This window comes from Pseudomonas sp. MF6755 (genome assembly GCF_016405635.1).
GTDB lineage: Bacteria > Pseudomonadota > Gammaproteobacteria > Pseudomonadales > Pseudomonadaceae > Aquipseudomonas > Aquipseudomonas haemolytica.
The window spans coordinates 245,406-271,952 of sequence record NZ_JAEKDA010000005.1; the positions used below are offsets into that span (position 1 = coordinate 245,406).

The 26,547-nt window shown below is 61.4% G+C and carries 22 protein-coding genes; 10 read left to right on the top strand and 12 right to left on the bottom strand.

The genetic code is table 11. The features are described 5' to 3' along the window. The first annotated feature begins 25 nt into the window (after positions 1-25). The 4 genes from JFT66_RS08320 to JFT66_RS08335 all read left to right on the top strand — a co-directional run bounded on the left by JFT66_RS08320 (position 26) and on the right by JFT66_RS08335 (position 3,152). Positions 26-571, top strand: a complete 546-nt coding sequence (locus JFT66_RS08320) for a hypothetical protein (RefSeq protein ID WP_034116258.1) — start codon at positions 26-28, stop codon at positions 569-571. A 37-nt stretch (positions 572-608) separates the two neighbouring features. Then, on the top strand, positions 609-2,204 hold the full coding sequence (locus JFT66_RS08325) for a GMC family oxidoreductase (protein ID WP_153837439.1): 1,596 nt from the start codon (positions 609-611) through the stop codon (positions 2,202-2,204). A gap of 114 nt (positions 2,205-2,318) precedes the next feature. Further along, positions 2,319-2,798 carry a pantetheine-phosphate adenylyltransferase gene (gene coaD, locus JFT66_RS08330; protein WP_003176711.1) on the top strand — a complete coding sequence of 160 codons (480 nt, stop codon included), beginning with the start codon at positions 2,319-2,321 and terminating at the stop codon, positions 2,796-2,798. 102 nt (positions 2,799-2,900) lie between these two features. Then, a complete protein-coding gene (locus JFT66_RS08335; RefSeq protein WP_003195146.1) occupies positions 2,901-3,152 on the top strand; it encodes a YfhL family 4Fe-4S dicluster ferredoxin in 252 nt (83 codons plus the stop codon). Between the two features lie 63 nt (positions 3,153-3,215). Here JFT66_RS08335 and mutM read toward each other — a convergent pair whose 3' ends face one another. Beyond that, positions 3,216-4,028 (bottom strand): bifunctional DNA-formamidopyrimidine glycosylase/DNA-(apurinic or apyrimidinic site) lyase, encoded by an 813-nt coding sequence (gene mutM / locus JFT66_RS08340; RefSeq protein WP_153837438.1) that lies wholly within the window; start codon positions 4,026-4,028, stop codon positions 3,216-3,218. 21 nt (positions 4,029-4,049) lie between these two features. After that, positions 4,050-4,862, bottom strand: coding sequence for an HDOD domain-containing protein (locus JFT66_RS08345; protein ID WP_198809682.1), 813 nt, complete (start codon positions 4,860-4,862; stop codon positions 4,050-4,052). A gap of 309 nt (positions 4,863-5,171) precedes the next feature. Between JFT66_RS08345 and JFT66_RS08350 the strand changes: the two genes are divergently transcribed. After that, complete coding sequence (locus JFT66_RS08350) at positions 5,172-6,368, top strand: class I SAM-dependent rRNA methyltransferase (RefSeq protein ID WP_034116262.1); 1,197 nt, start codon at positions 5,172-5,174, stop codon at positions 6,366-6,368. Between the two features lie 125 nt (positions 6,369-6,493). Beyond that, on the top strand, positions 6,494-7,657 hold the full coding sequence (locus JFT66_RS08355; protein WP_198859094.1) for an MFS transporter: 1,164 nt from the start codon (positions 6,494-6,496) through the stop codon (positions 7,655-7,657). Here JFT66_RS08355 and JFT66_RS08360 read toward each other — a convergent pair. Further along, positions 7,654-9,387: a DUF4153 domain-containing protein gene (locus tag JFT66_RS08360; RefSeq protein ID WP_198859095.1), complete on the bottom strand. Its 1,734-nt coding sequence runs from the start codon at positions 9,385-9,387 to the stop codon at positions 7,654-7,656. The two genes, JFT66_RS08355 and JFT66_RS08360, sit on opposite strands and share 4 nt — an antisense overlap. Positions 9,388-9,677: 290 nt before the next feature. On the opposite strand from JFT66_RS08360, the gene ilvD reads away from it, so the two are divergent. After that, positions 9,678-11,519 (top strand): dihydroxy-acid dehydratase, encoded by a 1,842-nt coding sequence (gene ilvD / locus JFT66_RS08365; RefSeq protein WP_010167756.1) that lies wholly within the window; start codon positions 9,678-9,680, stop codon positions 11,517-11,519. 83 nt (positions 11,520-11,602) lie between these two features. Here ilvD and JFT66_RS08370 read toward each other — a convergent pair whose 3' ends face one another. From JFT66_RS08370 to JFT66_RS08385, 4 genes are all read right to left on the bottom strand, one after another. Next, entirely contained in the window at positions 11,603-14,050 is a 2,448-nt protein-coding gene (locus JFT66_RS08370) for a TonB-dependent siderophore receptor (protein ID WP_198859096.1), read from the bottom strand. Positions 14,051-14,181: 131 nt separating this feature from the next. Next, positions 14,182-15,138 (bottom strand): FecR family protein, encoded by a 957-nt coding sequence (locus tag JFT66_RS08375; RefSeq protein ID WP_153837434.1) that lies wholly within the window; start codon positions 15,136-15,138, stop codon positions 14,182-14,184. Then, positions 15,135-15,668: an RNA polymerase sigma factor gene (locus tag JFT66_RS08380; RefSeq protein ID WP_034116267.1), complete on the bottom strand. Its 534-nt coding sequence runs from the start codon at positions 15,666-15,668 to the stop codon at positions 15,135-15,137. The genes JFT66_RS08375 and JFT66_RS08380 overlap by 4 nt, the downstream gene beginning before the upstream one ends. A gap of 215 nt (positions 15,669-15,883) precedes the next feature. Continuing rightward, entirely contained in the window at positions 15,884-16,945 is a 1,062-nt protein-coding gene (locus JFT66_RS08385) for a hypothetical protein (RefSeq protein ID WP_034116268.1), read from the bottom strand. Between the two features lie 241 nt (positions 16,946-17,186). Between JFT66_RS08385 and JFT66_RS08390 the strand changes: the two genes are divergently transcribed. After that, a complete protein-coding gene (locus tag JFT66_RS08390) occupies positions 17,187-18,578 on the top strand; it encodes an L-cystine transporter (RefSeq protein WP_034116269.1) in 1,392 nt (463 codons plus the stop codon). 79 nt (positions 18,579-18,657) lie between these two features. Here the strand turns inward: JFT66_RS08390 and JFT66_RS08395 are convergent, their stop codons facing one another. Further along, positions 18,658-19,170, bottom strand: a complete 513-nt coding sequence (locus tag JFT66_RS08395) for a dihydrofolate reductase (RefSeq protein WP_153837433.1) — start codon at positions 19,168-19,170, stop codon at positions 18,658-18,660. Between the two features lie 69 nt (positions 19,171-19,239). Here JFT66_RS08395 and JFT66_RS08400 point away from each other — a divergent pair, with 69 nt between their 5' ends. After that, positions 19,240-20,619 carry a DUF2868 domain-containing protein gene (locus JFT66_RS08400; protein WP_162524797.1) on the top strand — a complete coding sequence of 460 codons (1,380 nt, stop codon included), beginning with the start codon at positions 19,240-19,242 and terminating at the stop codon, positions 20,617-20,619. Further along, positions 20,612-21,979: a DUF3482 domain-containing protein gene (locus JFT66_RS08405; RefSeq protein WP_034116272.1), complete on the top strand. Its 1,368-nt coding sequence runs from the start codon at positions 20,612-20,614 to the stop codon at positions 21,977-21,979. The genes JFT66_RS08400 and JFT66_RS08405 overlap by 8 nt, the downstream gene beginning before the upstream one ends. Here the strand turns inward: JFT66_RS08405 and JFT66_RS08410 are convergent. The 4 genes from JFT66_RS08410 to JFT66_RS08425 all read right to left on the bottom strand — a co-directional run bounded on the left by JFT66_RS08410 (position 21,976) and on the right by JFT66_RS08425 (position 26,546). Next, the gene (locus JFT66_RS08410; protein WP_198859097.1) at positions 21,976-22,530 is read right to left on the bottom strand and encodes a phosphonate degradation HD-domain oxygenase; all 555 of its coding nucleotides are present in this window, start codon (positions 22,528-22,530) and stop codon (positions 21,976-21,978) included. The two genes, JFT66_RS08405 and JFT66_RS08410, sit on opposite strands and share 4 nt — an antisense overlap. Then, positions 22,530-23,663: a TIGR03364 family FAD-dependent oxidoreductase gene (locus tag JFT66_RS08415; protein ID WP_034116274.1), complete on the bottom strand. Its 1,134-nt coding sequence runs from the start codon at positions 23,661-23,663 to the stop codon at positions 22,530-22,532. Before JFT66_RS08415 ends, JFT66_RS08410 begins: the two co-directional genes overlap by 1 nt. A 126-nt stretch (positions 23,664-23,789) precedes the next feature. After that, entirely contained in the window at positions 23,790-24,812 is a 1,023-nt protein-coding gene (locus JFT66_RS08420; RefSeq protein WP_034116275.1) for a putative 2-aminoethylphosphonate ABC transporter substrate-binding protein, read from the bottom strand. A gap of 21 nt (positions 24,813-24,833) precedes the next feature. Further along, positions 24,834-26,546 carry a putative 2-aminoethylphosphonate ABC transporter permease subunit gene (locus JFT66_RS08425; RefSeq protein WP_198859098.1) on the bottom strand — a complete coding sequence of 571 codons (1,713 nt, stop codon included), beginning with the start codon at positions 26,544-26,546 and terminating at the stop codon, positions 24,834-24,836. Position 26,547 lies beyond the last annotated feature (1 nt).

The following is a 26,547-nucleotide window of genomic DNA, read 5'->3' on the forward strand; positions in this document are numbered from 1 at the left end:
CGCCACCTTCGGGACTCTAAAAACAATGAACCCCAGCCTGACTGATACACCCGCGCTGTCGCGGCGCGGTGTCTTGAAAATCGGCCTGTGTGCCAGCGCCTTCCTCGCCACCGCCGGGCTCGGCGCCAGCCTCAGCGGCTGCTCCAGCAGTACACCGGCCAGCGGCTTCGCCATGTTGCGCGCCAGTGACTTGCCGTTCTTGCGTGCGGTGATCCCGGTGCTGCTGGAAGGTGCGGCCAGCGCCGAGGCAGTGGCCGCCGGCATTGACGACACCCTGAAAAAACTCGACTACAGCCTGCAACACCTGTCGCCGGAGATGTTCAAGCTCACCCAGCAGTTGTTCGACGTGCTCGGCATGGGCATCACCCGCGGCCCGCTGACCGGTATCTGGGGCAGTTGGGAAAACGCCAGCAGCGAGCAAATCCGCAACTTCCTGCATCGCTGGGAAAACAGTTACTTGAACCTCCTGCGCATGGGCCAGGGCTCGCTGCTCAAGCTGGTGATCATGGCCTGGTACTTCCGACCTGCGTCCTGGGCCCATTGCGGCTACCCCGGCCCACCGAAGATCTGATTCGCATCCCTCACAATAAAAACCAGAGACGACCCTGATGCCTGTACCCGACCTGTTCCGCGACGGCCTGGCCCGAGGCTGGAAAACCCATAATGGCGCCGCCCTCGACAACGACCTGACCCTGGAAGCCGATGTGGCCATCATCGGCAGCGGTGCCGGAGGCGGCACCACCGCTGAAATCCTCAGCGCAGCCGGCTACAAGGTGCTGCTGATCGAAGAAGGCCCGCTCAAGACCAGCAGTGACTTCAAACTGCTGGAGGACGAAGCCTATGCCAGCCTTTACCAGGAAGGCATCGGGCGCATGAGCAAGGACGGCGCCATCACCATCCTGCAGGGCCGGGCGGTGGGCGGCACCACCTTGATCAACTGGACGTCCAGCTTTCGCACACCCGACGCGACCCTCGCTCACTGGGCCAGCGAATACGCAGTGAAAGGCCACAGCACTGCCGAGATGGCGCCCTGGTTCGAAAAAATGGAACAGCGCCTCGGCATCGCGCCTTGGGCGCTCCCGCCGAATGCCAACAACGATGTGATCCGCAAAGGCTGCGAAAAACTCGGCTACAGCTGGCACGTGATTCCGCGCAACGTGCGCGGTTGCTTCAACCTGGGTTATTGCGGCATGGGTTGCCCGGTCAACGCCAAGCAATCGATGCTGGTGACGACCATCCCCTCCACCCTGGAAAAAGGCGGCGAGCTGCTGTACCTGGCCCGCGCCGAGCAGCTCAAATACAGCGGCGACACCATCAGCAGCCTCGAATGCGTGGCCATGGACGAGCGCTGCGTGGCGCCGACCGGACGCAAGATCACCGTGAAGGCCAAGCACTACGTGCTATCGGGCGGCGGTATCAACAGCCCGGCCCTGCTGATGCGCTCGGACGCACCCGACCCACATTCGCGGCTGGGCAAACGGACCTTCTTGCATCTGGTCAACTTCTCCGCCGGCCTGTTCGACGAGGTGATCAACCCGTTCTACGGGGCGCCGCAGTCGATCTATTCCGACCATTTCCAGTGGCAGGACGGCACCACCGGCAAAATGTCCTACAAGCTCGAAGCACCGCCCTTACATCCAGGGTTAGTCAGCACTCTGTTCGGCGGCTATGGCACGCAGAACGCATTGGACATGAGCCAATTGCCACACACCCACGCCATGCTCGCCCTGCTGCGCGACGGCTTTCACCCCGACAGCCCGGGCGGCACCGTGGAGTTACGCGGTGACGGCACGCCAGTACTCGACTACCAGGTCTCACCCTATGCCTGGGATGGCCTGCGCCGGGCCTTCCACAGCATGGCCGAGATTCAGTTCGCCGCAGGCGCCAAATCGGTCAAGCCCCTGCACCACGACGCACGGTTCGTAAACAGCTTGGCCGAAGCGCGCAACGTGATTGACGGCTTGAACCTGGAATTGCACCGCACAACCCTGGGCAGCGCCCATGTGATGGGCGGTTGCGCCATGGGCGAAGACCCGAAAAACGCTGTGGCCGACAGCCTCGGTCGCCATCATCAGTTACGCAACCTGTCGATCCACGATGGCTCATTGTTCCCAACCAGCATTGGCGCCAACCCGCAATTGTCGGTGTACGGATTGACCGCGCAACTGGCGACAGCATTGGCCGAACGTCTGAAAACAGCGTAAAAAAAGCCGTTATTCGCGGTGTCTATAGTGCTTTCTTCTGCATAAGTTGACTTGGCCGACCGGGATGGCTGCGATACCATCCGGTTCCCCAACGGACTCCGCCAGGACGACGCGATGAACCGAGTGTTGTACCCAGGTACCTTCGACCCGATTACCAAAGGCCATGGCGATCTGGTCGAACGCGCCTCTCGCCTGTTCGACCATGTCATCATCGCGGTCGCGGCCAGCCCCAAGAAAAACCCGCTGTTTCCCCTGGAACAGCGCGTGGAGCTGGCGCGTGAGGTCACCAAGCACCTGCCTAATGTGGAAGTAGTGGGCTTTTCGACACTGCTGGCGCATTTCGCCAAGGAGCAGAACGCCAATGTGTTCCTGCGTGGCTTGCGCGCGGTGTCGGACTTCGAATACGAATTCCAATTGGCCAACATGAACCGCCAACTGGCGCCAGACGTGGAAAGCCTGTTCCTTACACCGTCTGAACGTTATTCGTTCATTTCCTCGACGTTGGTCCGTGAAATCGCCGCTTTGGGCGGAGATATCACCAAGTTCGTCCATCCTGCCGTGGCGGATGCGTTGACGTTGCGCTTCAAGAAGTAAGACCGCTCAATCGGCGCCTGCTCGCACTGCGGGCGCCAATGCGGCACAATTGCGCGCATTAGTTTTCAGATGCCTTGGCAGAGCGCCCTGGCAGGAGTTTCCATGTCCCTGATCATCACCGACGATTGCATCAACTGCGACGTCTGCGAACCCGAGTGCCCGAACGCCGCAATCTCCCAAGGCGAAGAGATCTACGTGATCGACCCCAACCTGTGCACTCAGTGCGTCGGCCACTACGACGAACCGCAGTGCCAGCAGGTTTGCCCGGTGGATTGCATTCCGCTGGATGAGGCACACCCTGAGACTGAAGAGCAGCTGATGGAGAAGTACCGCAAGATTACCGGTAAGGCTTAAGCTTATTTGGGGCCTCATCGGGGGCAAGCCCCCTCCCACAGGGGGCCCGCCATCACACAGCAATCAGCTCTGGCACTTAGGGCAAAACACACTCGCCCGCTGCCCCAGCACCACATTGCGCAACTCGCTCCCACAGACCTTGCACGCCTCGCCGCCCCGGCCATAGACGTACAGTTCCTGCTGGAAGTACCCCGGCTGCCCATCGCCGCCGATAAAGTCGCGCAACGTGGTGCCGCCCCGCTCGATAGCGGCTGCCAGCACCCGCTTGATCTCAATGGCCAACTTCAAATAACGCCCGCGTGAGATGCCACCGGCGGCGCGACGCGGATCAATACCCGCCGCAAACAATGCTTCCGTCGCATAGATATTGCCCACGCCCACCACCACCGCGTTGTCCATGATGAACGGCTTCACCGCCATCGACTTGCCACGCGACAGCTGGAACAAACGCTCACCATCAAACAGATCGGTCAACGGCTCCGGCCCCAGGCGCAGCAGCAGCTCGTGATTATGCGGGTCCTGGCTCCAGAGCATCGCCCCAAAGCGCCGAGGGTCGGTGTAACGCAGGGCCAGGCCCGACTCCAGTTCGATATCCACATGCTCATGCTTGGCCGCCGGCAGGCCAACCTCCACCAGGCGCAGGTTGCCCGACATGCCCAAGTGGCTGATCAAGGTGCCCACCTCGGCATTGATCAACAGGTACTTGGCCCGCCGTTCCACCAGCACGATGCGCTGCCCCGACAGGCGCACATCCAGGTCTTCCGGGATCGGCCAGCGCAGGCGCCGCTCACGCACCACCACGCGGCTGACGCGCTGGCCTTCAAGATGCGGGGCAATCCCGCGCCGGGTGGTTTCGACTTCTGGTAATTCGGGCATGTGTACCTCTTGAATAATGGGTCAGTGCGCGCCCAATTCGCGGATCGACAACTTCAGGCTCTCGAAGTCGTAGTCCGACAGGCCCACGTAATCCAACACCAGGTGGCCGATGGCATTCCACTCATGGTCCACCGGCTGGTTGCCCAGTACGCGGTAGGACGAACAGATATGCTCGGCCATCTTCAAAATTGCCAGCAGGTTCTTGAGCTGCGGGTTGCGCGACGACTCATCGCTGAAAATCGCCAGCGCGTTGTGGTGGTTGGCGATAGCGTCGGTCACATGCTCCGGCAGGCGCCAGGACTTGGCCGTGTAGTAACCGACCACCGCATGGTTGGTGTTGAACGCGTTGTTCTCGGTATCGACCACGCGGCAATCCGGGCCGGCGTTGGCGTACGCCTGTTCCAGCACCGCCATGTAGTTGGGAAAACGCTTGAGCATCAGCGGCACGCCACAATCGTGGAACAGGCCCAATGCATACGCCTCATCGACTGCCTGGGAACCGGTGCGCTTGGCCAGGGAGAGGCAGGTCATGGCTACATCCTGGGCAGTGTCCCAGAACCGGTTGAGGGTCACGATGGTGTCATCGCTCATCTCGCCCTTGATCGACAGGGCGTTGATCAGGTTGATGATCGAACGGCTGCCCAACAGGTTCACCGCTCGCTGGATAGAAGCAATCTTGTTGCTGAGACCGTAATACGACGAATTGACGATCTTCAGCAGCGCACCGGACAGGCCCGGGTCCTGGGCGATCAACCTGGCGATCACTTCCAGGTCTGGGTCTGGCATGTACTGCTCCATCTGCAAATCCACCATGATTTGCGGTTGGGGCGGCACGCTGATGCCTTGCAGGACCTGCTGGATCTGCTCGGCGGAAAGCTCTTGGGACATAAATACACACTCTGGGCTAGGCGCGAATTCTAACCCTTATGAAGACCCGGCCGACACCCAAATGCCCGATTGAAACCGGACTAAATGTGGGAGGGGGCTTGCTCCCGATAGCGGGGGATCAGTCAGCTCATCTTTCACTGACATACCGCTATCGGAAGCAAGTCGAATCGTCGCACCGCCCCTCCACATGTCCGGCGGCGCCGCCAACTAATGCACAACACGGTATACTCCCGCTCTTTTTTCCGGAGCGACGTCATGTCCCTGCCAAGCCTGCGTCTCAAAGCCAACGCCGATCGTCGTTTGCGCAACGGCCACCTGTGGGTCTACAGCAACGAAATCGACGTGGCCGCCACACCTCTTCACGGCTTCCAGGCAGGCGACCAGGCTATCCTGGAAGCGGCCGGCGGCAAGACTTTGGGCATCGTGGCCATGAGCCCGAACAACCTGATCTGCGCCCGCCTGCTGTCGCGCGACATCAAGTTGCCTCTGGACAAGTCGCTGCTGGTGCACCGCCTGAACGTGGCGTTGTCCCTGCGTGATCGCCTGTTCGACAAGCCGTTCTACCGCCTGGTCTACGGTGATTCCGACCTGCTGCCGGGCCTGGTAGTCGATCGTTTCGGCGACATCCTGGTGGTGCAGATCGCTTCGGCGACCATGGAAGCTCATAAAGAAGACGTGATCGCCGCCCTGACCCAAGTACTCAAGCCCACCGGCATCCTGTTCAAGAACGACTCCGCCGCGCGCGATGCCGAAGGCCTCAACCGCTACGTCGAAACCGTGTTCGGCCTGGTGCCGGAGTGGGTCGCCCTGGAAGAGAACGGCGTGAAATTCGAAGCCCCGGTGATCCAGGGCCAGAAAACCGGTTGGTTCTACGACCACCGCATGAACCGCGCACGCCTGGCCCCGTATGCCAAGGGCAAGCGCGTACTGGACCTGTACAGCTACATCGGCGGCTGGGGCGTGCAAGCAGCCGCCTTTGGCGCCAGTGAAGTGTTCTGCGTCGATGCGTCGGCCTTTGCCCTCGACGGCGTGGAGCGCAACGCTGCGCTGAACGGTTTTGCCGAGAAAATGACCTGCATCGAAGGCGACGTGTTCGAAGCCCTCAAGGAACTGAAAGCCAGCGAAGAGCGCTTCGACGTGATCGTCGCCGACCCACCGGCCTTCATCAAACGCAAGAAAGACATGAAAAACGGCGAAGGCGCCTACCGCCGCCTCAACGAGCAAGCCATGCGCCTGCTCAGCAAGGACGGCATCCTGGTCAGCGCGTCGTGCTCCATGCACCTGCCGGAAGATGATCTGCAAAACATCCTGCTGACCAGCGCCCGCCACCTGGACCGCAATATCCAGATGCTCGAGCGCGGCGGCCAGGGCCCGGATCACCCGGTGCACCCGGCGATTGCAGAGACGCGGTATATCAAGAGCATTACTTGCCGGTTGCTGCCCAATAGCTAAAGTCAAACGCGGATAAAAATGTGTGAGGGGCAAGCCCCCTCACACATTTTTTGTGTGGTTTTGATTGAATTCCATTTTTCGCAGACTAGTATCGGTTTCTGGTTTTACTCCGGAAAACAAAAACAATGTCTGGGTCCACCCTCTCCCGCTTCATCCTCATCACCTGCATTTCGCTGATCAGCTTTTTCCCGATCAATATCCTGCTTCCCTCGTTCCCCGCCCTGTCCGCCCAGTTCGACATGCCCAGCGCAGACATCGCGCTGTCCATCAGCCTGTTCACCCTGGTGTTTTCGATCTCGCAACTGGTCGCCGGCCCGCTGTCGGATAAATGGGGGCGCAAGGAAGTGCTGCTCGGCTGCATCACGCTGTCGATCCTTGGCGCAATAGGCTGCGCGCTGGCGTCGGACTACCTGACCTTCCTGCTGTTTCGCACGGTACAGGCCATGGGCTGCGGGTTCTTCGTGTTGGGCCATGCACTGGTGGAAGACCTGTTCGAGGAACAGGACCGCGCCCGCGTGCGCCTCTATTACATGACCTTGAGCGGCTCGTTTGTCGCGCTGTCACCGCTGATCGGCTCCTGGCTGCAAACCACGTTCGACTGGCAAGGCAGCTTCTACGGCTTTGCACTGATGGCAGCGGGCATGCTGATTCATGCGTTCTGCATCCTGCCTTCCAAGTCCTCCAGCCCGCACCGTGCGCCGGTGTCCATCCTCGGCACGCTCAAGGCTGTCGCCCGCAACCGCGACTTCCTGCGCTACTGGTGGATCGCCGCACTGGTGTTCGCCTGCTATTTCGCCTTGATCAGCGTGACACCGCTGATCTTCATGGATTCATTGAAGTTGTCCGAGTACCAGTACGCCTTGGTGCTGATGGTGTACGGCGTGGCCTATTTGCTCGGCGGCGTGGTAGCGTCGTATCTACAAAAACGTATCTCGCTGCCCCGACAGATCAATATCGGCCTCGGCTTGCTCAGTGTTTCCGGCGTGCTGTTGGCGCTGATCATCCACTATGAGGCCATCACCACCCTCACCTTGCTCATTCCCATGCTGATCAGCGCCCTGGCTGTCACGCTGGTGAGGCCTGCCGCCATTTCCGCCGCAATGTTGCTGTTTTCGAGCAGCGCCGGCACTGCCGCCTCGGCCGGCAACAGCATCATGTTCCTCACTGCCGCCGTCAGCAGTGCGGCGCTGGCCCAGACAGGCGATCACCTGCTCATGACCATCGCCATCAGTTTCATCGGGCTGAGCCTGTGGGGGTTGCTGACCAACAGCAGGATCGGGCGCCGCTAAGGCTGGCGAATCACCGGCGTCAGCAGCATATCGCTGGACTGCAACTGCCTGTATCGCGGCTTGACCAACGAGATGTTGCCTTCGCGAATGTCGCGGATCAGTGTCTCGGTGTCGACGTGACCGTCGGGCAGTTGTGTCCAGAGCAGAGGGCCGCGATCGTCCCACTCACCTTTCTCATCCAAGACATAAATGCGCGGTGACTTGTACTCGTATCGAAAACCGGCGCCAGGCACCACCAGTACCTCGCTTTGGCCGTCCTCGTCGAGGTCGACCGCCCACAGCACACAGCCGGAATCGCAAGGTGAGTCCGCGATCTCGCTGATAGCAACAAACTGCTCGCTGCCTTTGGGTTTGGGGCCGATCCATTCCAACTCGGGCTTGGGCGCTCGCGCCCGCTCCTTGGCCAACTGTTCCTCATAACTGAGCGACGTATCTTCCATTCTCTCGCGCAGGGCCCGGCGAGACTCCGGGTCAAGAATGCGCTCCTGGTCCAAGTCCATCTGCAACTGGGCATACGCCTCCTCGCCGGCCTTCCCCAAGCCGAAGCGCAGGTAATGGGCATCAAACGCGTGCGCGTTGGTGCGCCCATCGAGCAAGCGTTGCACCTGGTCGTCAACGCTGAGCCGTATCGGGTTGAGTACCGGCGTATTGATCAACACCAACAACACACAAAACAGCAACGCCAGTGCCGGGTTGGTAATGCGCAGGTTGCTGAGCCAAGCCGGCGAACGCAAGACCACCGCCCACACCGCTGCCAGACCATACAAGCTGCACAGGAGTGCCAGCGCCAGTGCAATGAAACGTTGCGGCGACAAAGCATATTGCTCGACGCGCAGCCAGCTGGAGTAAAACGCCAGCGCTGCGAGAATCGGCAGGCACAACAGGCTGAACTCGACAAAGCGCATCAGCCACTTGGGATATGGCCGAGGTTGCCCGCCCTCTTGAAAGACGCCATTGAGCAAAAACAGCTGGGCTCCGGCCAACACCAGCAAAATCGGCGTGGAGTAGCCCGTTGCCCAAATACGGTCGAGCCCGGTGAATGGCAAGGTCAGGGTAAACAGCACACTGATCAGTGCAATCAACGGCAACAACAATCCACAGGCACCAAACAGCATGCCGCGCATCTGGCCGATGACTTTCTCACTGCGCCCTCCCATGTACATGCCCAGCGCGAACACCAGCGGCACGCTGAAACACATAAATGTTTGGCTCCAGAAGTGGAGCTCAAAAAATTCGATGCCCAGCATCAGGAACAGTCGGCTCCACAGCTTGAGCAACAATAGGAAAATACCGACGATGATCAGGGCATACAGCACCCTGAACACACTGTTCCAGGCTTGCTGAAACAGGTCTTCATACCGCCAGCGCTGCCCCTTCGCGACGGGCCAGGCAACCAGAAAGCTGGCGCAGATGTAGCTCAGCAGCACCAGGCTGATGCACCAGGCGTCCACCTCCCGTCGGCTAATCAGCAAGTGCTCGGCTCTGTAAAAGACCCACATCGTCATGCCGCTCACCAGCAAAGTGAACGCCAACGTAGGCAGCAAAGCGCGCCATTGCCGAGCTTTTTCCCCCAGCAACTGCAACAGAGTCCCACCCACCAAGGCCACGGCCAAGGCGCCGGTAAGCAGCACTTGGCTAGACGTGAAGAGCCGGTCGGCGTAATAGAACACGATGCCCTGAAGCAGGCCGATCAGCAGGTAAAACCCAAGAAAGCGATTGAGACCAGGCATTCCAATTCCTTTGGAGTGGGGGGAAGGCAAAGGGCCGCAAGTCTAAACAAAGCCTGTGCCCTTGGGTAATACGCCTGCACATCCCCGTTCCCTCCCGCCGTCAGCGGTGTAGAATCGATGCTATTCATCGCCAGTCATCCCCCGGCGGGTTTATGAGCTCGAGGCCCAAGCAAGCGGCGATCCCGCGACGCGAGTGGCAACTTCCGGACACACGGCCATTTTCTGAGTGTTCCAGACGTCAATAGAAGCTCACTCCCCTTTGATACCTGATTAGCCGCCCGGAGTGCTCCATGCCAGATTACCGCTCGAAAACATCCACCCACGGCCGCAACATGGCCGGCGCGCGCGCACTGTGGCGTGCCACGGGGATGAAAGATGACGACTTCAAGAAGCCGATCATCGCGATTGCCAACTCCTTCACCCAGTTCGTACCCGGCCACGTCCACCTCAAGGACCTGGGCCAACTGGTCGCCCGCGAGATCGAACGCGCAGGCGGTGTAGCGAAAGAATTCAACACCATCGCCGTGGACGACGGCATCGCCATGGGCCATGACGGCATGCTGTATTCCCTGCCGAGCCGCGAGATCATCGCCGACTCCGTGGAGTACATGGTCAACGCCCACTGCGCCGACGCCATCGTGTGCATCTCCAACTGCGACAAGATCACCCCCGGCATGTTGATGGCTGCCTTGCGCCTGAACATCCCGGTGATCTTCGTCTCCGGCGGGCCGATGGAAGCCGGCAAGACCAAGCTCGCCTCCCACGGCCTCGACCTGGTCGACGCCATGGTCATCGCCGCCGATTCCAGCGCTTCTGACGAGAAGGTCGCGGAATACGAGCGCAGCGCCTGCCCGACCTGCGGTTCGTGCTCCGGCATGTTCACCGCCAACTCGATGAACTGCCTGGTGGAAGCCCTGGGCCTGGCCTTGCCGGGTAACGGTTCCACCCTCGCTACCCACAGCGACCGCGAGCAACTGTTCCTGCAGGCTGGCCGTACCATCGTCGAGCTGTGCAAGCGTTACTACACCGAGAACGACGAGTCGGTACTGCCGCGCAATATCGCCAACTTCAAGGCGTTCGAGAACGCCATGACCCTGGACATCGCCATGGGCGGTTCCACCAACACCATCCTGCACTTGCTGGCCGCGGCCCAGGAAGCCGAGATCGATTTCGACCTGCGCGACATCGACCGTCTGTCCCGTCACGTGCCACAGCTGTGCAAGGTCGCGCCGAACATCCAGAAGTACCACATGGAAGACGTGCACCGCGCCGGCGGAATCTTCTCGATCCTCGGCTCCCTGGCCCGTGGCGGCTTGCTGCACACCGACCTGCCGACCGTGCACAGCAAGTCCATCGCCGAAGGCATCGCCAAGTGGGACATCACCCAAACTGACGACGAAGCCGTGCACACCTTCTTCAAGGCCGGCCCGGCGGGCATCCCGACCCAGACCGCATTCAGCCAGTCGACCCGTTGGGATACGCTGGATGACGACCGTGAAAACGGCTGCATCCGCAGTGTCGAGCACGCCTACTCCCAGGAAGGCGGCCTGGCCGTGCTGTACGGCAACATCGCCCTCGATGGCTGCGTGGTGAAAACCGCCGGTGTGGATGAATCCATCCACGTCTTCGAAGGCCGCGCCAAGATCTACGAAAGCCAGGACAGCTCGGTACGCGGCATCCTCGCTGACGAGGTCAAGGAAGGCGACATCGTGATCATCCGCTACGAAGGCCCGAAAGGCGGCCCGGGTATGCAGGAGATGCTCTACCCCACGTCCTACCTGAAATCCAAGGGCCTGGGCAAAGCTTGCGCGCTGCTGACCGACGGCCGTTTCTCCGGGGGCACCTCGGGCCTGTCCATCGGCCACGCTTCGCCGGAAGCCGCTGCCGGGGGCGCGATTGGTCTGGTGCAGGATGGCGACAAAGTGCTGATCGACATTCCGAACCGCTCGATCAACCTGTTGATCAGCGACGAAGAACTGGCTGCACGCCGGGTCGAGCAGGACAAGAAGGGCTGGAAGCCGGTGGAGAAGCGTCCACGCAAAGTCACCACCGCGTTGAAGGCCTATGCCCTGCTGGCCACCAGTGCCGACAAAGGTGCTGTGCGTAACAAAGCAATGCTCGACGGCCTGTAAGACTCGCGCATAAAAATGCCCCGCCAAGTGCGGGGCATTTTTTTGCCTGAAACACCTCCCCCACATTGGGTATATGGCGTTCCTTAAAACTGTGGGGTGTAGGTCATGCTGAACATCACATTGCGCGGATCGCCATAGTAGTTACTGCCCCACGTCGCGTTATACGCAGGGATGTAGTACTTCTTGTCGAACATATTGTTCAAGTTGGCTGCCACGGTGAATTCCTGGTTGATCTTATAGGCCACCCGCGAATCCCACAGTGCATTGCCGGGTACGCTGAAGTTGCGGTCGTAGGCTTCGGTGCTGCTTTGCGCGGTCACACCGGCGCCGATGCTGACTTTCTGCCAGTCGCCCGGCAACTGGTAATCACCCCAGACCTTGAGCAGGTGCTTGGGGGTCCAGGTGCTGAAGACCTTGCCTTCGTAAGTGTCGTCCTTGAGGAATTTGGTGGTGTTGTAGGTGTAGCTGGAGACCAGTTGCAAACCTGGTAGCACTTCGCCGCTCAAAGTGGCTTCGAAGCCTTGGCTGCGAACCTTGCCCGAGGCGAGCGAGCAGTACCAGCCGCCGCAGACTTTGCCGCCTTGCAGGTCTTGAGCCGCACGGTTTTCCTGGTCATAACGGAAGATGGCGAACGAGGTATTCAGACGACCGTCCGCCAGTTCACCCTTCAGGCCCAGTTCGTAGTTCTGGCCTTCGATGGGCTTGAGTACGGTCAACGACGTGGTCAGGTTGGTTTGCGGTTCGAACGCGTCAGCGTAACTGGCGTAGGCCGACCACTGGTCATTGAGGGCGTAGACCAGCCCGGCGTACGGGGTAACGTGACCATTGCTCTGCGTGGTGCTGCGGGTTGGGTCGCCATAGACACCCCGGGAACCGCTCTCGTCGGTGTAGCCATAGTCATACCAACTGGTACGTGCACCGAGAATCAAGGTCAGCGGATCCACAACCTTGACGCGCCAGGTGCCATAAACCCCTTTCTGGCGAATGTCATACCAGCTTTTCGTAGCATTGCCCGCCTGGAACAGCTGGTTTTTGTCACGCTGTGGACGGTTGTGATCGATGTTGAAAATATCCGCGCCGGCCGTCGCTGCTCGCGCCCACTGGTCGTTGGTGGTGAGTTTGGAATAGTTGGCGCCCAGCACCATCTCCTGTTGCAAGCCCAAACCTTCAAACTTGCCGTTCACATACACATCAACGCCGCGGCTCTTGGTATTGAAGTCGGTGACCCAATCCACATAACGCACATTGCCGGCGGTGCCGGGGTTGGGAATCTCATCCCAGGTCGCCTGGTAGGTCGCGTCGTTGTGTTCATCCATGGCTACGAGGGCGGCCTTTACCTTCCAGTCATCGTTGAAGCGGTGCTCGATATCGGCAAACACCTGGGTCTGGTTATTGACGTTGCGGTTCCAGCTGGCGCCGACAAACGTCGAGCGCGGCAGGCCGATATCGCTGCCATTGGCGTAACGGGGCAGTGACATGAAGTTGGGGCGCGAGTGGCCTTTCTGGTTGCTGACGCCCACGCCGACGGTGGTGTCTGGCGTGAAGTCGTAGTCCACGGCCGCATACACCGTCTGATTCCAGCCACCGGCATAGTCAACGAACGAGTCTGTCGTGTCGTAATCCGCCACAAACCGGCCGCGCAGGGTGCCTTCGGCATTGAGCGGGCCACCGGCATCGACCTGGGTGCCGTAGTGGTCCCAGGAGCCGGCTTTTGCGGTGATCGTCACGGTCGACGCCTGCTGGCCGCGCTTGCGCACCAGGTTCATGGTGCCGCCGGGGCTGTTCGCGCCTTGCAGCAAGGCGGCCGGGCCGCGCAGGGTTTCTACGCGGTCATAGATCGCCATGTTTTCAGTGAGGTAGCTGCCCAATGCATAGGTGTTACGCGGGATGCCCACGCCATCGTATTGCAGGGTGCCGACCTCAAAACCACGGGAGAAGATGAACATACCGGGGCCAGGGGATTTGGTCGCTGTCAGGCCAGGGGTGCGCTTGACCACTTCGGAGAGCTTGGTGGTGTTCTGGTCATCCATCTGCTTGCGTGTCATGACGCTGACCGATTGCGGGATGTCCTTGAGCTTCTGTTCGCCTTTGCCAAGGGTCACGGCGCCCGTGGTGTAGGAGCCGCTGCCCTCGGTGGTGGCGCCCAGGCGTTCGGCGCTGATGGTGGTGGCGCCGACTTCGATGGCCGAACCGCTGGCCACGCGCCTTTCCAGGGTGACCGTATCGGCATTGATAAACGCCGCGCTCAACCCCGTGCCGCCAAGCAGTTGCCCGAGCGCTTCGCGCTGACCGAGACTGCCTTTTACACCCGGCGATATCACCTGTTGGGTCAACTCACCCGACACCAGCACCTGAACCCGAGTCACCGCCGAAAACGCCGCCAACGCACCGTCCAGGCTTTGCCCCGGAATATCAAAACGGTACGTCTGGGCTTGCGTAGTCTCGGCGGCCTGCAAATACAGAGGTGCCGTGCCACAGGCCATGGAAATGGCCAGTGCCAGCAAGGGCCGTGCGGCGAATCGGTGTGCCATGGATGGTGCTCCCCGGTGCAAAAAGTCTGTGATCGGCGCCGCACTACTTGAGAGTGCTTACTATTTACGCCTCAGTGATCAAGGACGACCGCCTGCCGGGAAACCCTGAAAGTTTTTTCAAAAAGTTGTGATTACGACGCCTTGCCTTCGCGCAACACCAGTAAATACGGGGTGTAGTGCTCAGCGCGCAGGTTGAGGGTGTATTCCAATGCCTTGATCACCGCGTCGGGTTTGTCGATTTCAAACACCCCCGACACCACTCGATTGCGCAGCGCATCCCCAAGCACCAGGGTCTTGCCCGGCCAGTAACGGTTCAACTCACTGACCACGTCCGACAGCGGTTGCTGACGAAACACCAGTTGCCGCTGGCGCCAGGCAAACCCGCTGGCCGGGTCGAAGCCATGCACATCGGCCAGGCGTTGACCCTGATACTCCACCGCCCGACCCGGCTCCAGGTACACCAGCGCGTCGCTGCCAGCACTGACTTGTACCTTGCCTTGCGCGACCTGCACGCGGGTCTGGGCATCGCGCCGCGCCACGCTGAACTGTGTGCCGACCACCTTTACCCAGCCATCGCCGGACTGCACTACAAACGGTCGCGACGGGTCCTTGGTCACGTCGAAGAACCCTTCGCCCCGCAACAAACGCACCTGGCGCTCGCCCGCACTCATGCGCACCTGCACTGCACTGTCGGTATTGAGTTGCAGGTGGGAGCCGTCGGCCAGTTCAATGCTGCGTGATTCGCCGGTGCTGGTTGCGTAGTCCGCGCGCAGGCGGTCGAGCCATGGCGTGTTTTGCACGGTGAGGCCCACCGCCAGCAACACCGCGGCGGCGCAGGCCCAACGCGGCCAGCGCCGTGCAGGTTTGCGCCAGGCGGCCTGTTCGGCGCGACGGATCACCCGCGCGGGTTCACGCAGGCCACCGAGCATCGCCTGCACTTCCTGCCAGGCCGCGTCCTGGGCATTACCCTGCCCCAGCCAGGCGGCGAAAGCGTCCATCTCGGCGGCCGTTACATCCTCGGCCTGCAGGCGGAAATACCAGCCGGACGCTTCGTCAAACAGCGCCTCGGCAGCGGGTGTGGCAGTCATGACCGACGTCCTTGTTCATCGCAGGCAAGCCGCGTCTTGATATACGCCCGGCACTCAATCAAGGCGCGACGCAATTGGTATTCCACACTGCGCGGGCTGATCGACAGGCGCTCGCCGATCTCGCGATAGGAAAGTTCGTCGACATGATAGAGCAGGAAGATCTGTCGAGTCGCTTCAGGCAAGGCCAGGATAGCGTCCTGCATCAACTGTTCCTGTTGATAGGCGGCTAATTGCTCGTCGGCACCAGGATTACTGCATGGCAGCTCTTCGCTGGGTTCACCGGCGTCCAAGCGTTCACGGCGAATGGTCTGGCGTTGGTGATCACGCACCAGGTTGCTGGCGATGGTGAAGAGGAAGGCAGGCAGGTTATCGATTTTCTCGCCGCAATCCATGCGTGCCAGGCGCAGGAAAGACTCTTGGGTCAGGTCGGCGGCCACTTGGGCACTGCCGGTGCGGCGGGTGACGAAGGCTTCGAGGGCTTTCTTCTGCTCCGCGAACAGGCGCGCGATCTGCGAATTCCAGGAGAGCACGGCACTACCTTGAGAAGAACGTGGGGTTCAGGAGGTGTGCACGCTAGCAGAGGATGAGATTGGTTCGCAATTGATATCTATTTTTGCACAGATACTGCTGTGTTCTTGAGGCCGCCTTCGCGAGCAAGCCCGCTCCCACATTTTGACCGCATTCTCATGTTGAAACTCGGTCGAATGTGGGAGCGGGCTTGCTCGCGAAGGCAGGCGACTCGGTCCTACTGAATCTCGTCAGGCTTGACGATCACCCAGTTCTTGTCCGCCGTCACCGGCAACCCTTCCTTGGCCTGCGCCGCCGCGTGCTTGGCGATCATGCCGTTGAGCTGGGTCATGTATTTGTCTTTGCGGTTGATCCACAGGTGAATGCCGCCCTTGGCCACGTCCACATCGTGGAACAGCATGTAACCGTCGCTGGTCGGTGTATCACCGCCGACGATCACCGGCTTTTTCCATTCGTCGATGTAGGTGAGGATCGCCGCATGCTTGCCGGCCATCCAGGTCGCCGGGGTCCACAGGTACGGGGTCAGTTCCAGGCCAAGGTTGGCCTTCTGGTCATATTTGCCAGCGGCGATCTGCTTGCGGGCAGTGGTGAGCTCGCCGGTCTTGCGGTCCTTGAGCAGGGTGGTCACACCGATGACGTTTTCGGGTTTGACGTTGTAGCCATACTTCGGATCAGCCGCGACCATGCGCACAAGCTCTTCGGAAGCGGCAGTCATCACATACACCTCGATGCCGTTTTCCATCAGTTTGTTATAAAGCTCGGCCTGGCCGGTGAAGACTTTCGGCGGCTGCACCTCGGACTGCTTCACCGCATCGCCGTCGAAATAACTGACCGGCACCGGCTTGCCGGACGCCATCAGCTCATCCACCTGGACCTTGAGTTCCTTGAGGGTGAAGCCGGAAAACACCTGGGCTACCCACGGGTAGCAGACCATGTCGTCGACTTCGCAAAGGCGATAGTAGTAACTGAACAGGCTTTCCTTATGCTCGGCGGTGTCTTTGAACGGCATCAGCTTGAGCGAAGGGTCGAGGCTGTCGCGGGTGATCAGGCCCTTGTTTTCCATGTACGGCAGCAGGGACTCTTCGAGGTCGTAGCGGTAGCTGGTGTTGTCCATGTCGAACACCGCGTAGTTACCTTTGTTAGCGTTGGCGGCGATCATTTCGTTCAATTGTTTAGCGGCAGGCGCCGGCCAGTGTTTCAACTCGGTGGCGGCAAACGCCTGGCTGGCGAGCCCGAGGCAGAAGGCGGCGGATATCAGTAGTTTCGGCGCAAGCTTCATAGGCGTTGTCTCCCTGAGTGAAAGACATCGACGCTAACAAATCCGTATGACAGTTATCGCCCGGGCGCGACCGCGGGCGTCGTGATAGCGCCAAGGGCATACACCTGAGCGTCAAATGCTTATTCCAAAAACGACAGTCACCATTCCATATCGGTATTAAATCAATATATTTCAAGCTGTTAGGCTTCCCGGTTCGCAATCGCAGGCTCACGCGATTGGCTGCCTTCTCAACGGAGCTTCAATGAATCTGCCCCTGATTCTCAATTTATTGGTGTTCGTGGCCCTCTTGCTGGGCCTGGCACAAACCCGTCGTACTAACTGGAGCCTGGCCAAGAAGGTCCTGTTTGCCCTGGTTCTCGGCGTCCTGTTCGGTGCGGCATTGCACACGATCTACGGCGACGGCAACCCGGTGCTCAAAGCCTCCATCGGCTGGTTTGACCTGGTCGGCAACGGCTATGTGCAACTGCTGCAAATGATCGTGATCCCACTGGTGTTCGCCTCGATCCTCAGTGCCGTGGCGCGCCTGCATAACGCGTCGTCCCTGGGCAAGATCAGCTTCCTGACCATCGGCACGTTGCTGTTCACCACCGCCATCGCGGCGTTGATCGGCATCGGCCTGACCAATCTGTTCGGCCTCACCGCCGAAGGCTTGGTAGCCGGCACCCAGGAAATGGCGCGCCTGCAAGTGATCCAGAGTGATTACGCCGGCAAGGTCGCCGACCTGAATATCCCACAGCTGCTGTTGTCGTTCGTGCCGGCCAACCCGTTCGCCGACCTGGCCCGCGCCAAGCCGACGTCGATCATCAGTGTGGTGATTTTCGCCGCCTTCCTCGGGGTGGCCGCATTGCAACTGCTCAAGGATGACGTGGAAAAAGGCCAGAAGGTCATCAACGCCATCGACACTCTGCAAGCCTGGGTGATGCGCCTGGTGCGCCTGGTGATGAAGCTGACTCCATACGGCGTACTGGCGCTGATGACCAAGGTGGTCGCCGGTTCCAACCTGCAAGACATCATCAAGCTGGGCAGTTTCGTGGTGGTGTCGTACCTGGCCCTGGGCTTGATGTTCGTGGTGCACGGCCTGCTGCTGTCCCTGGCCGGGATCAACCCGCTGCGCTTCTTCCGCAAGGTCTGGCCGGTACTGACCTTTGCCTTCACCAGTCGCTCCAGCGCAGCGAGCATCCCGCTGAGCATCGAAGCGCAGACCCGTCGCCTGGGTATCCCGCAATCCATCGCCGGTTTCGCCGCCTCGTTTGGCGCGACTATCGGCCAGAACGGTTGCGCCGGTCTTTATCCGGCGATGTTGGCGGTGATGGTCGCGCCGACCGTGGGCATCAACCCGCTGGACCCGTTGTGGATCGCAACCCTGGTGGCGATTGTGACCTTGAGTTCGGCGGGCGTTGCCGGCGTGGGCGGCGGTGCGACCTTCGCGGCGCTGATCGTACTGCCGGCCATGGGCTTGCCAGTGTCATTGGTGGCGCTGCTGATTTCCGTTGAGCCGTTGATCGACATGGGCCGTACGGCGTTGAACGTGAATGGTTCGATGACGGCGGGGGCGATTACCAGCCAGATCATGGGGCAGACGGATAAAAAGCTGTTGAATACCGACGAGCATGCCGAACTAGCGCAGGCCTGATAGACCGCTATCGGGGGCAAGCCCCCTCCCACATTTGGAATGCATTCCAATGTGGGAGGGGGCTTGCCCCCGATGCTTTTTAGGCTTTTTCCCAGACTTCGAAGCTATAAGCCGGCTTATCACCTTCGGCGGGGTTCGTCAGATTCGACACCAGCTTCCACTGGTTCGTATCAAACTCTGGAAACCACGCATCCCCTTCCGGGCTCAACGCCACCCGCGTCAGATACAGGCGATCCGCCTGCTCCAGCCCCTGCGCATACAACTGCGCGCCGCCGATCAGCATCAGCTCGTCCACGCCTTGAGCCTTGGCCCATTCCTCGGCGCGCTGTACCGCCGCTTCCAGTGATGGAAAAACCTCGGCACCTTCAAGCGCCAGATCGGTCTGACGGCTAACCACTAGGTTCAACCGCCCCGGCAGCGGTCGGCCCAGGGAATCCCAGGTCTTGCGCCCCATGATGATCGGCTTGCCGAGCGTGGTGGCTTTGAAATATTTGAAATCCCCCGGCAAATGCCAGGGCATGCTGTTGTCGACGCCGATCACACGGTTTTCACCGAGGGCTGCGATCAGGCTTAAAGGGAGAGTTTTTTTCATGGCGACGAGAATACCAGAGCTGCGAGTCAGCGGTTATGCTCCAACCTCACTGAAACAACAGGATAGCGCGTGACTGCACTGAACCCCCTGCACACCCTCTGGCTGACGGAAACCGTGCGCCTGCGTGAAGAGCACGCCGGCCCCCTGGAAGACCTGGAAGCCAACCGCCTGGCCCGCACGGCCGGGGGCGACCTGCCGACGCGGATACAACAGCGTGCCTTGCACCTGGCCGAGCGCGATGGCCTGACCGCCGCTCTCACGCGCTGGCTGCAAGGCGCACGCCTGGCGCTGGTGTTGCTGGGGGTGGTGGCCGTGATCAGCGGCGCCGGCTTGGCGTTTGCGGCGCTGGGCAACGGTTTGACCCCAGTGAATGTGTTCTGGGCTCTGGGCAGCCTGCTCGGTTTGAACCTGATCTTGTTGGTCAGTTGGGCCCTGGGCCTGCTGTTTGCTGGCGAACACAGCGCCAGCCTTGGGCGACTGTGGTTGTGGCTCAGCGAGAAACTGGCGCGTGATGCCAAGGCCGCGCAGTTGGCCCCGGCGTTGCTGCTGTTGCTGCAACGGCAAAAACTCAATCGTTGGGCAGTGGGTGTGCTGGTCAACAGCCTGTGGCTGTTGGCATTGCTCAGCGCCATGGTGATCCTGCTGACGCTACTCGCTACCCGTCGCTACGGCTTTGTGTGGGAAACCACCATCCTCGGCGCCGACACCTTTGTCGCCGTGACCCAAGCCCTCGGCACCCTCCCCGCGTTGCTGGGCTTCAATGTGCCGAGCGTCGACATGATCCGCGCCAGCGGCGATTCCGCGCTGAATATCGAGAGCGCCCGCCAGGCCTGGGCTGCCTGGTTGGTAGGCGTGTTGCTGGTCTACGGCCTGCTGCCCCGGCTGATCCTCGCCCTGTTGTGCCTGTGGCGCTGGAAAATCGGGCGTGCCGCATTGCGCCTGGACCTCAATCTGCCCGGCTACAGCCAGTTGCGCGAGCGCCTGATGCCCAGCAGCGAACGCCTTGGGGTCAACGATGCCGCGCCCGATCAGCTGCACCACGTCAGCGGCGGCGTCAGCGATCTGCAAAGCGACGGCGCCTTGCTGGTCGCCATCGAACTCGACGATCAACACCCTTGGCCGCCCAAGCTGCCCGCCAGCGTAAAAAACGCCGGTATCCTCGACAGCCGCGAATCGCGCAACAAACTGCTGGAACAACTCAGCCGTTTCCCACCCGCGCGCCTGGCCATCGCCTGCGACCCGCGCCGCTCGCCCGACCGTGGCAGCCTGGCGCTGATCGCCGAGCTGGCACGCAGCGCCACCGCCACCCGCGTATGGCTGCTGCAAGCACCCTCGGGCCAGGCCCTGGACGCCGAGCGCCTGGGTGATTGGCACACCGCACTGCAACAGCTAGATCTAGCGTTTGCCGACTGCGCGCCGCTGAACTGGCTGGAGACCGGTCATGACTAAACCACTGAAACTCGCCGTGGTCGGCCACACCAACGTAGGCAAGACTTCACTGCTGCGCACTCTCACCCGTGACGTGGGCTTCGGTGAAGTTTCCCATCGCCCCAGCACTACGCGGCATGTCGAAGGCGCACGCTTGTCGGTGGATGGCGAAGCCTTGTTGGAACTGTACGACACGCCCGGCCTGGAAGACGCCATCGCCCTGCTCGATTACCTCGAACGCCTGGACCGCCCAGGCGAACGCCTGGATGGCCCGGCCCGCCTGGCGCGCTTCCTTGACGGCAGCGAAGCCCGCCAGCGTTTCGAACAGGAAGCCAAGGTGTTGCGCCAACTGCTCGCCTCGGACGCCGGCCTGTATGTGATCGACGCCCGCGAGCCAGTGCTGGCCAAATACCGCGATGAGCTGCAAGTGCTGGCCAGCTGCGGCAAGCCGTTGCTGCCGGTGCTCAACTTTGTCAGCAGCAGCGACCACCGCGAACCGCAATGGCGCGAAGCCCTGGCCCGCCTAGGCCTGCATGCGTTGGTGCGTTTCGACAGCGTGGCACCGCCGGAAGACGGCGAGCGCCGCCTGTATGAAAGCCTGGCCCTGCTGTTGGAAACCTCACGGCCGCAGTTGGAGCGCCTGATCCTCGACCAGGAAGCCCAGCGCCTGGCCCGTCAGCAAAGCGCCGCACGTTTGATCGCCGAGCTGCTGATCGACTGCGCCGCCTGCCGTCGCAGCGTGGTTACCGAAGATGAACAGCAAGCCATCGGCGATCTGCGCAAAGCCGTGCGCCAGCGCGAACAGAAATGCGTCGAAGCCCTGCTCAAACTGTTCGGCTTCCGCCCACAGGATGCCGCCGCCAGTGACCTGCCGTTGCTCGACGGTCGCTGGGGCGATGACTTGTTCAACCCGCAAACCCTAAAGCAGCTCGGCGTGCGCGTCGGCGGTGGAATCGCCGCCGGCGCCGCTGCCGGTGCTGGCGTGGATCTATTGGTCGGCGGCCTGACCCTTGGCGCCGCGGCCCTGGCCGGTGCTATCGCCGGTGGCGCCCTGCAAACCGCACGCAGCTACGGCAGCCGCCTGCTCGGCAAGATCAAGGGCCAGCGCGAGCTGACCGTCGACGACAGCGTGCTGCGCCTGCTTGCCCTGCGCCAACGCCAGTTGCTCAAGGCCCTGAACCTGCGCGGCCATGCGGCGATGCACAGCATCAAGGTCGATACGCCTCAGGACAAAACCTGGCGTGAAGGCAAGTTGCCCGACGCGCTGAACAGGGCCCGCGCCTATCCGCAATGGTCGTCCCTCAACCCCCACGCCAAGCTGAGCCAGGCCGAGCGCCAGGAACAGGTCGAAGCCCTGGCCCAGCGTCTCGACGAAGCCTAAGCCGCCAGCAGCTGCCGTGCCTTGGCCTTGAGTACGTCAAGGTCGAGCACCGGTACTTGTGTTTCTTTGGCTTGTTCGTCCCAGTCGCGCATGCGCAAACTTATGGCACATAGCGGGTCCTGCTCGAAGGCCCGGGCCTCTTCGGCGCTCATCGCACCGCCCTGGTAGCCCAGGGTACGCCGGCTGGCCTCGCTCAAGCGTGCGTAGTAGTCGGGCTGGCTGAAGGTCAGGTAGCGCTTGGCCTGTACGTGATATTCCACCAGCTTGGCCAGGCGCTCGCTGAAGCCTGCGCGACGCAAATAGTCGGCGCCCAGCCGCTCATGGCTGACCACGCCGTAACCGCCCATGTCCGCGGCGCCTTGGCCGCAGAGATGGCCGATGTCGTGGAAGAACGCCGCCAACACCACCTCATCATCAAAGCCTTCGGCCATGGCCAACTGCGCGGCCTGGGACATGTGCTCGATCTGCGACACCGGCTCCCCGATGTAGTCGGCCATGCCATGTTGTTCGTACAAGCCAAACACCTGGGCAATCGCCTGTTCCGGGTTCATCACGCCTCTCCCCACAAGGTGCTGATATTTCGTTCCGCCATCGCCGGCCCCACGCTCATGCCTACGCCGGTGTGCATCAATGCGGCGCTGACACCGGGTGCTGCCTGCACAAATGAAAACGGCCCCGGCCCGCGAGCACCGTAGACGCCTTGCCAGCGTTCGACCACCTGGATCTTGCACCCCAGGGTTTGTTCGGCCAACTCGATCATCCAGTCATCGACCTGCTCGGCGTTGAAGGGCGACGGATCGCTGTCGTAATGGTGGGAGTCACCGATGATCAGTTCGCCATGGGGCGTAGGACTGATCAGCAGATGGATACCGTGCTCATGCAGGTAGGGTGTTTCGCGCAGGATCTGCGCCTGCACGGCGGCCGCTTCTGGTAGATCGGCAAAAGCGCCGTAGTGCACGCAACTCAGGCCAGTGAGCAGGGCGTGTTGCAGGTTCAGGTTGAGCGTCGGTCGGGCACGCAGCATTTGCAGGCGGCAGGTCTGCGGGTTGAGCTGGGCGATGGGTTCGGCTAACAGGGTCTGATAGTCATGGCCGGAGCAGACGATGATCTGCTCGCCGCGAAAGCTGCCAGCCGTGCTGTGCAACTGGCCAGGCTCAACGTCGCGCACCAGGGTGGAAAAGTGAAACTCCACCTTCAACGCCTGGCTCAGGTACTGGATCAGCGCCGGGATCGCCTCGCGGGAATACAGTTGCTGATCGTCCTTTCCGTGCAGCGCCGCGCGGTGGTGGCGGAACTGGCCGGCATACAGGTCCTTCATCGCGGCGCCTTGCAGCAGCTCGACGTTGTAGCCGTGTTCGCGGGCACGCCCGGCGCAGAAGGCTTCGAGCAGATGTTCCTCAGCTTCCGTGCGGGCAAACAGGTAAGAGCCATTGCGCTTGAGCGCAAGGCCCGCCGCTTGCGCCCATTGGCCCCAGATCTCGCGGCTCTGGCGGGCCAGGTCCAACATCGGCCCCGGCGGCTGGCCGGTGACCAGCGCTTGGCCGAAGTTGCGCACCGAGGCGCCCAATGGCGTGGCGCTGCGCTCGAACACCTTGACCTTGAGGCCGCGCTTGGCCGCGGCATAAGCGTGGGACAGGCCGAGGATGCCGGCGCCGATGATCAACAGGTCGCTGTGGTGTGTCATTACATGATGTCCTGAATTCGAAGCCGCCTTCGCGAGCAAGCCCGCTCCCACATTTGAAATGTGTTCACACATCAAAATGTGGGAGGGGGCTTGCCCCCGATGAGGCCATCAAGCCAAACCGAGAAATTACTGACCCGCCACCTTTTCCGACTTACCGTCATAACGCTTGCGCCATTCAGTCAGGATGCTGTCGCGGTTTTTCGAGGCCCAGGCGAAGTCGTTCTTGATCAGGCGCTGCTCGTAGTCGGCCGGCAATTCGGTCTGCGGCTTGGCGATACCCGGCTGGGCGAGGACGGCGAAGTTGTCTTTGTACAGGTCCATCGCCGCAGCGCTGGCGGAGAAGTCAGCGAGCTTTTTAGCCGCGTCGGCATGGGCAGTGCCCTTGATCACCGCCGTCGCTTCGATATCCCAGCCCAGGCCTTCCTTGGGCAGGATGATATCCAGCGGCGCACCCTGGCGTTTGAGCTGTACGGCCGGGTATTCAAACGAAATACCAATCGGGAATTCACCCGAAGCTGCCAGCTTGCACGGCTTGGAGCCGGAGTGAACGTACTGGCCGATGTTCTGGTGCAGGTCGTCCATGTATTGCCAGCCTTGCTTCTCGCCGAAGGTCTGCAACCAGGCGCTGACATCCAGGAAGCCGGTGCCGGACGACGCCGGGTTAGGCATCACGATCTTGCCCTTGTACTCAGGCTTGGTCAGGTCCTGCCAGCTCACTGGCTTGGTCAGGCCCTGCTTTTCGGCTTCGATGGTGTTGAAGCAGATGGTCGCGGCCCACACGTCCATGCCGACCCAGGCCGGCGGGTTGGCGGCGTCGCGGTAGTTTTTGCCGATTTTGTCCAGGTCTTTGGGTGCGTAGTTGTCCAGCATGCCTTGCTGGTCGAGGATCGCCAGGCTGGAGGCAGCCAGGCCCCACACCACGTCAGCCTGCGGGCGGTCTTTCTCGGCCAGAAGCTTAGCGGTGATGATGCCGGTGGAATCGCGTACCCACTTGATCTCGACGTCGGGGTTGGCCTGCTCGAAGGCTTTTTTGTAGGTCTTCAATTGCTCGGCTTCGAGGGCCGTGTACACGGTCAACTCGGTCTTGGCGAAGGCATTCAGGCTGAATGCAGTGAGTACCGCAGCGACCAGCGCCAGGGGCTTGAACATGGAGCACCTCCTTCAGGATGTTTATTGGCCGGGCGCGGTCTGGCGCCAGGCTTGGGAGCGACGCAGCGCGCCACGTGAAGCCCACGCCAGCAACAGCGAGACGCCGGCCGAAGTGAACAGGATCAAGGTCGACATGGCCGCGGCGCCGCCCACATTGCCGGCGTCGTCCATGTTCAACACGGCGACGGCGGCGAGGATGGTGTCGGGGCTGTAGAGGAAGATCGCGGCTGACACGGTGGTCATCGCCGACACAAACAGATAGCGCAGGATATCCAGCAGCGCCGGCAGGCAGATCGGCACCGTAACGCGCAGATAGTGGCGGTACAGCGGCGCCTTGAGCGACAACGCGGCGGCTTCGAACTCGGCGTCCAGCTGGCGCAGGGCGGTGGTGGCGGTCATCTGTGCGGTGGTCAGGTAGTGCGCAATGGTGCACACCACCAGCAACGCCATGCTCCCGTAGAACACATGCAACGGGTTGCCGTTGAGATTGAAAAAGAACACGTAGCCCAGACCCAGCACCAGACCCGGCACCGCCATCGGCACGAAGCTGAGCATGCGCAACGCCAGGTTCAGGCCTTTCTGACCCCTGGTCTTTTCCATCAGGTAGGCGCCGGTGAAGATCAGCACGCTGCCGATCAACGCCGTGCACAGCGCCATGGTCAGGCTGTTGCGATAGGCCAGCCAGCCGCCGCCGGCGGTGTCTTCAAACTGGTAGTGGTTGAGCGACAGCGACAGGTTGTACGGCCAGAATTTCACCAGCGAGGAGTACACCGCCATGCCGAACACCAGCAGCAACACCGCACAGACCAGCAGCACGATGGCCAGGTAGCAGCCATCGCGCAGCCGCGACGGCACCGGCTGGAACACTTGGGCGCGACCGCTCATGGCATCACCCTGCCGACGACGCAACCAGGCATCCACACCGAAGCTGAACAGCGCCGGCAGCAGCAACACCATGCCGATCAACGCACCGCGCCCGAACTGTTGCTGGCCGACCACCGCCTTGTAGGCTTCCAGCGCCAGCACCTGGTAATCGCCGCCCACCACCACCGGCACACCAAAGTCGGTGATGGTCAGGGTGAACACCAGGCAGAACGCGGCGAACACCGCCTGGCGCGTGGCCGGCCAGGTAATGCTGCGAAACGCCCGGGCCGGGCTGGCGCCCATGCTCGAAGCGGCGTCGAACAAGCGTGCATCCGCCAGGGACAACGCCGACAGCAGGATCATCAACGCATGGGGAAAGGTGTAGATCACTTCGCCGAGCACAATGCCCCAGAAGCCGTAGATATTGTCCGAGAGCAAGCCGCGCAGCATGCCCTGGTTGCCGAACAGGTAGACCAGCGCAATGCCCGGCAGCATCGACGGCGCCATCAACGGCAGCAACGACAGGCCACGCCAGACAGCTTTGCCGGGAATCAGCGTGCGTTGCAGCGCGTAGGCAAACAGATAGGCCAGCGGTACGACGATGGCCGCCACGCTGAGGGAAACTTTCAGGCTATTGCCCAGCAACCAGTGAAAGTTGGCGCTGGTGACCAATTCTCGCGCAGCCACCAGGCCACCACCCTGCCCGGCTTCGCTGCTGAAGCCGCGCCAGAAGATCGCCAGCAGCGGCAGCAAGACCGCCACCACCAACAGGCCCAGCCAGAGCCATTTGCCGCCGACTACGAAGATACGGTCGCCCAATTCGGCGCGGGACACCTGACGCGCTACCGGCAGTGTCATGACAGCGGCCATC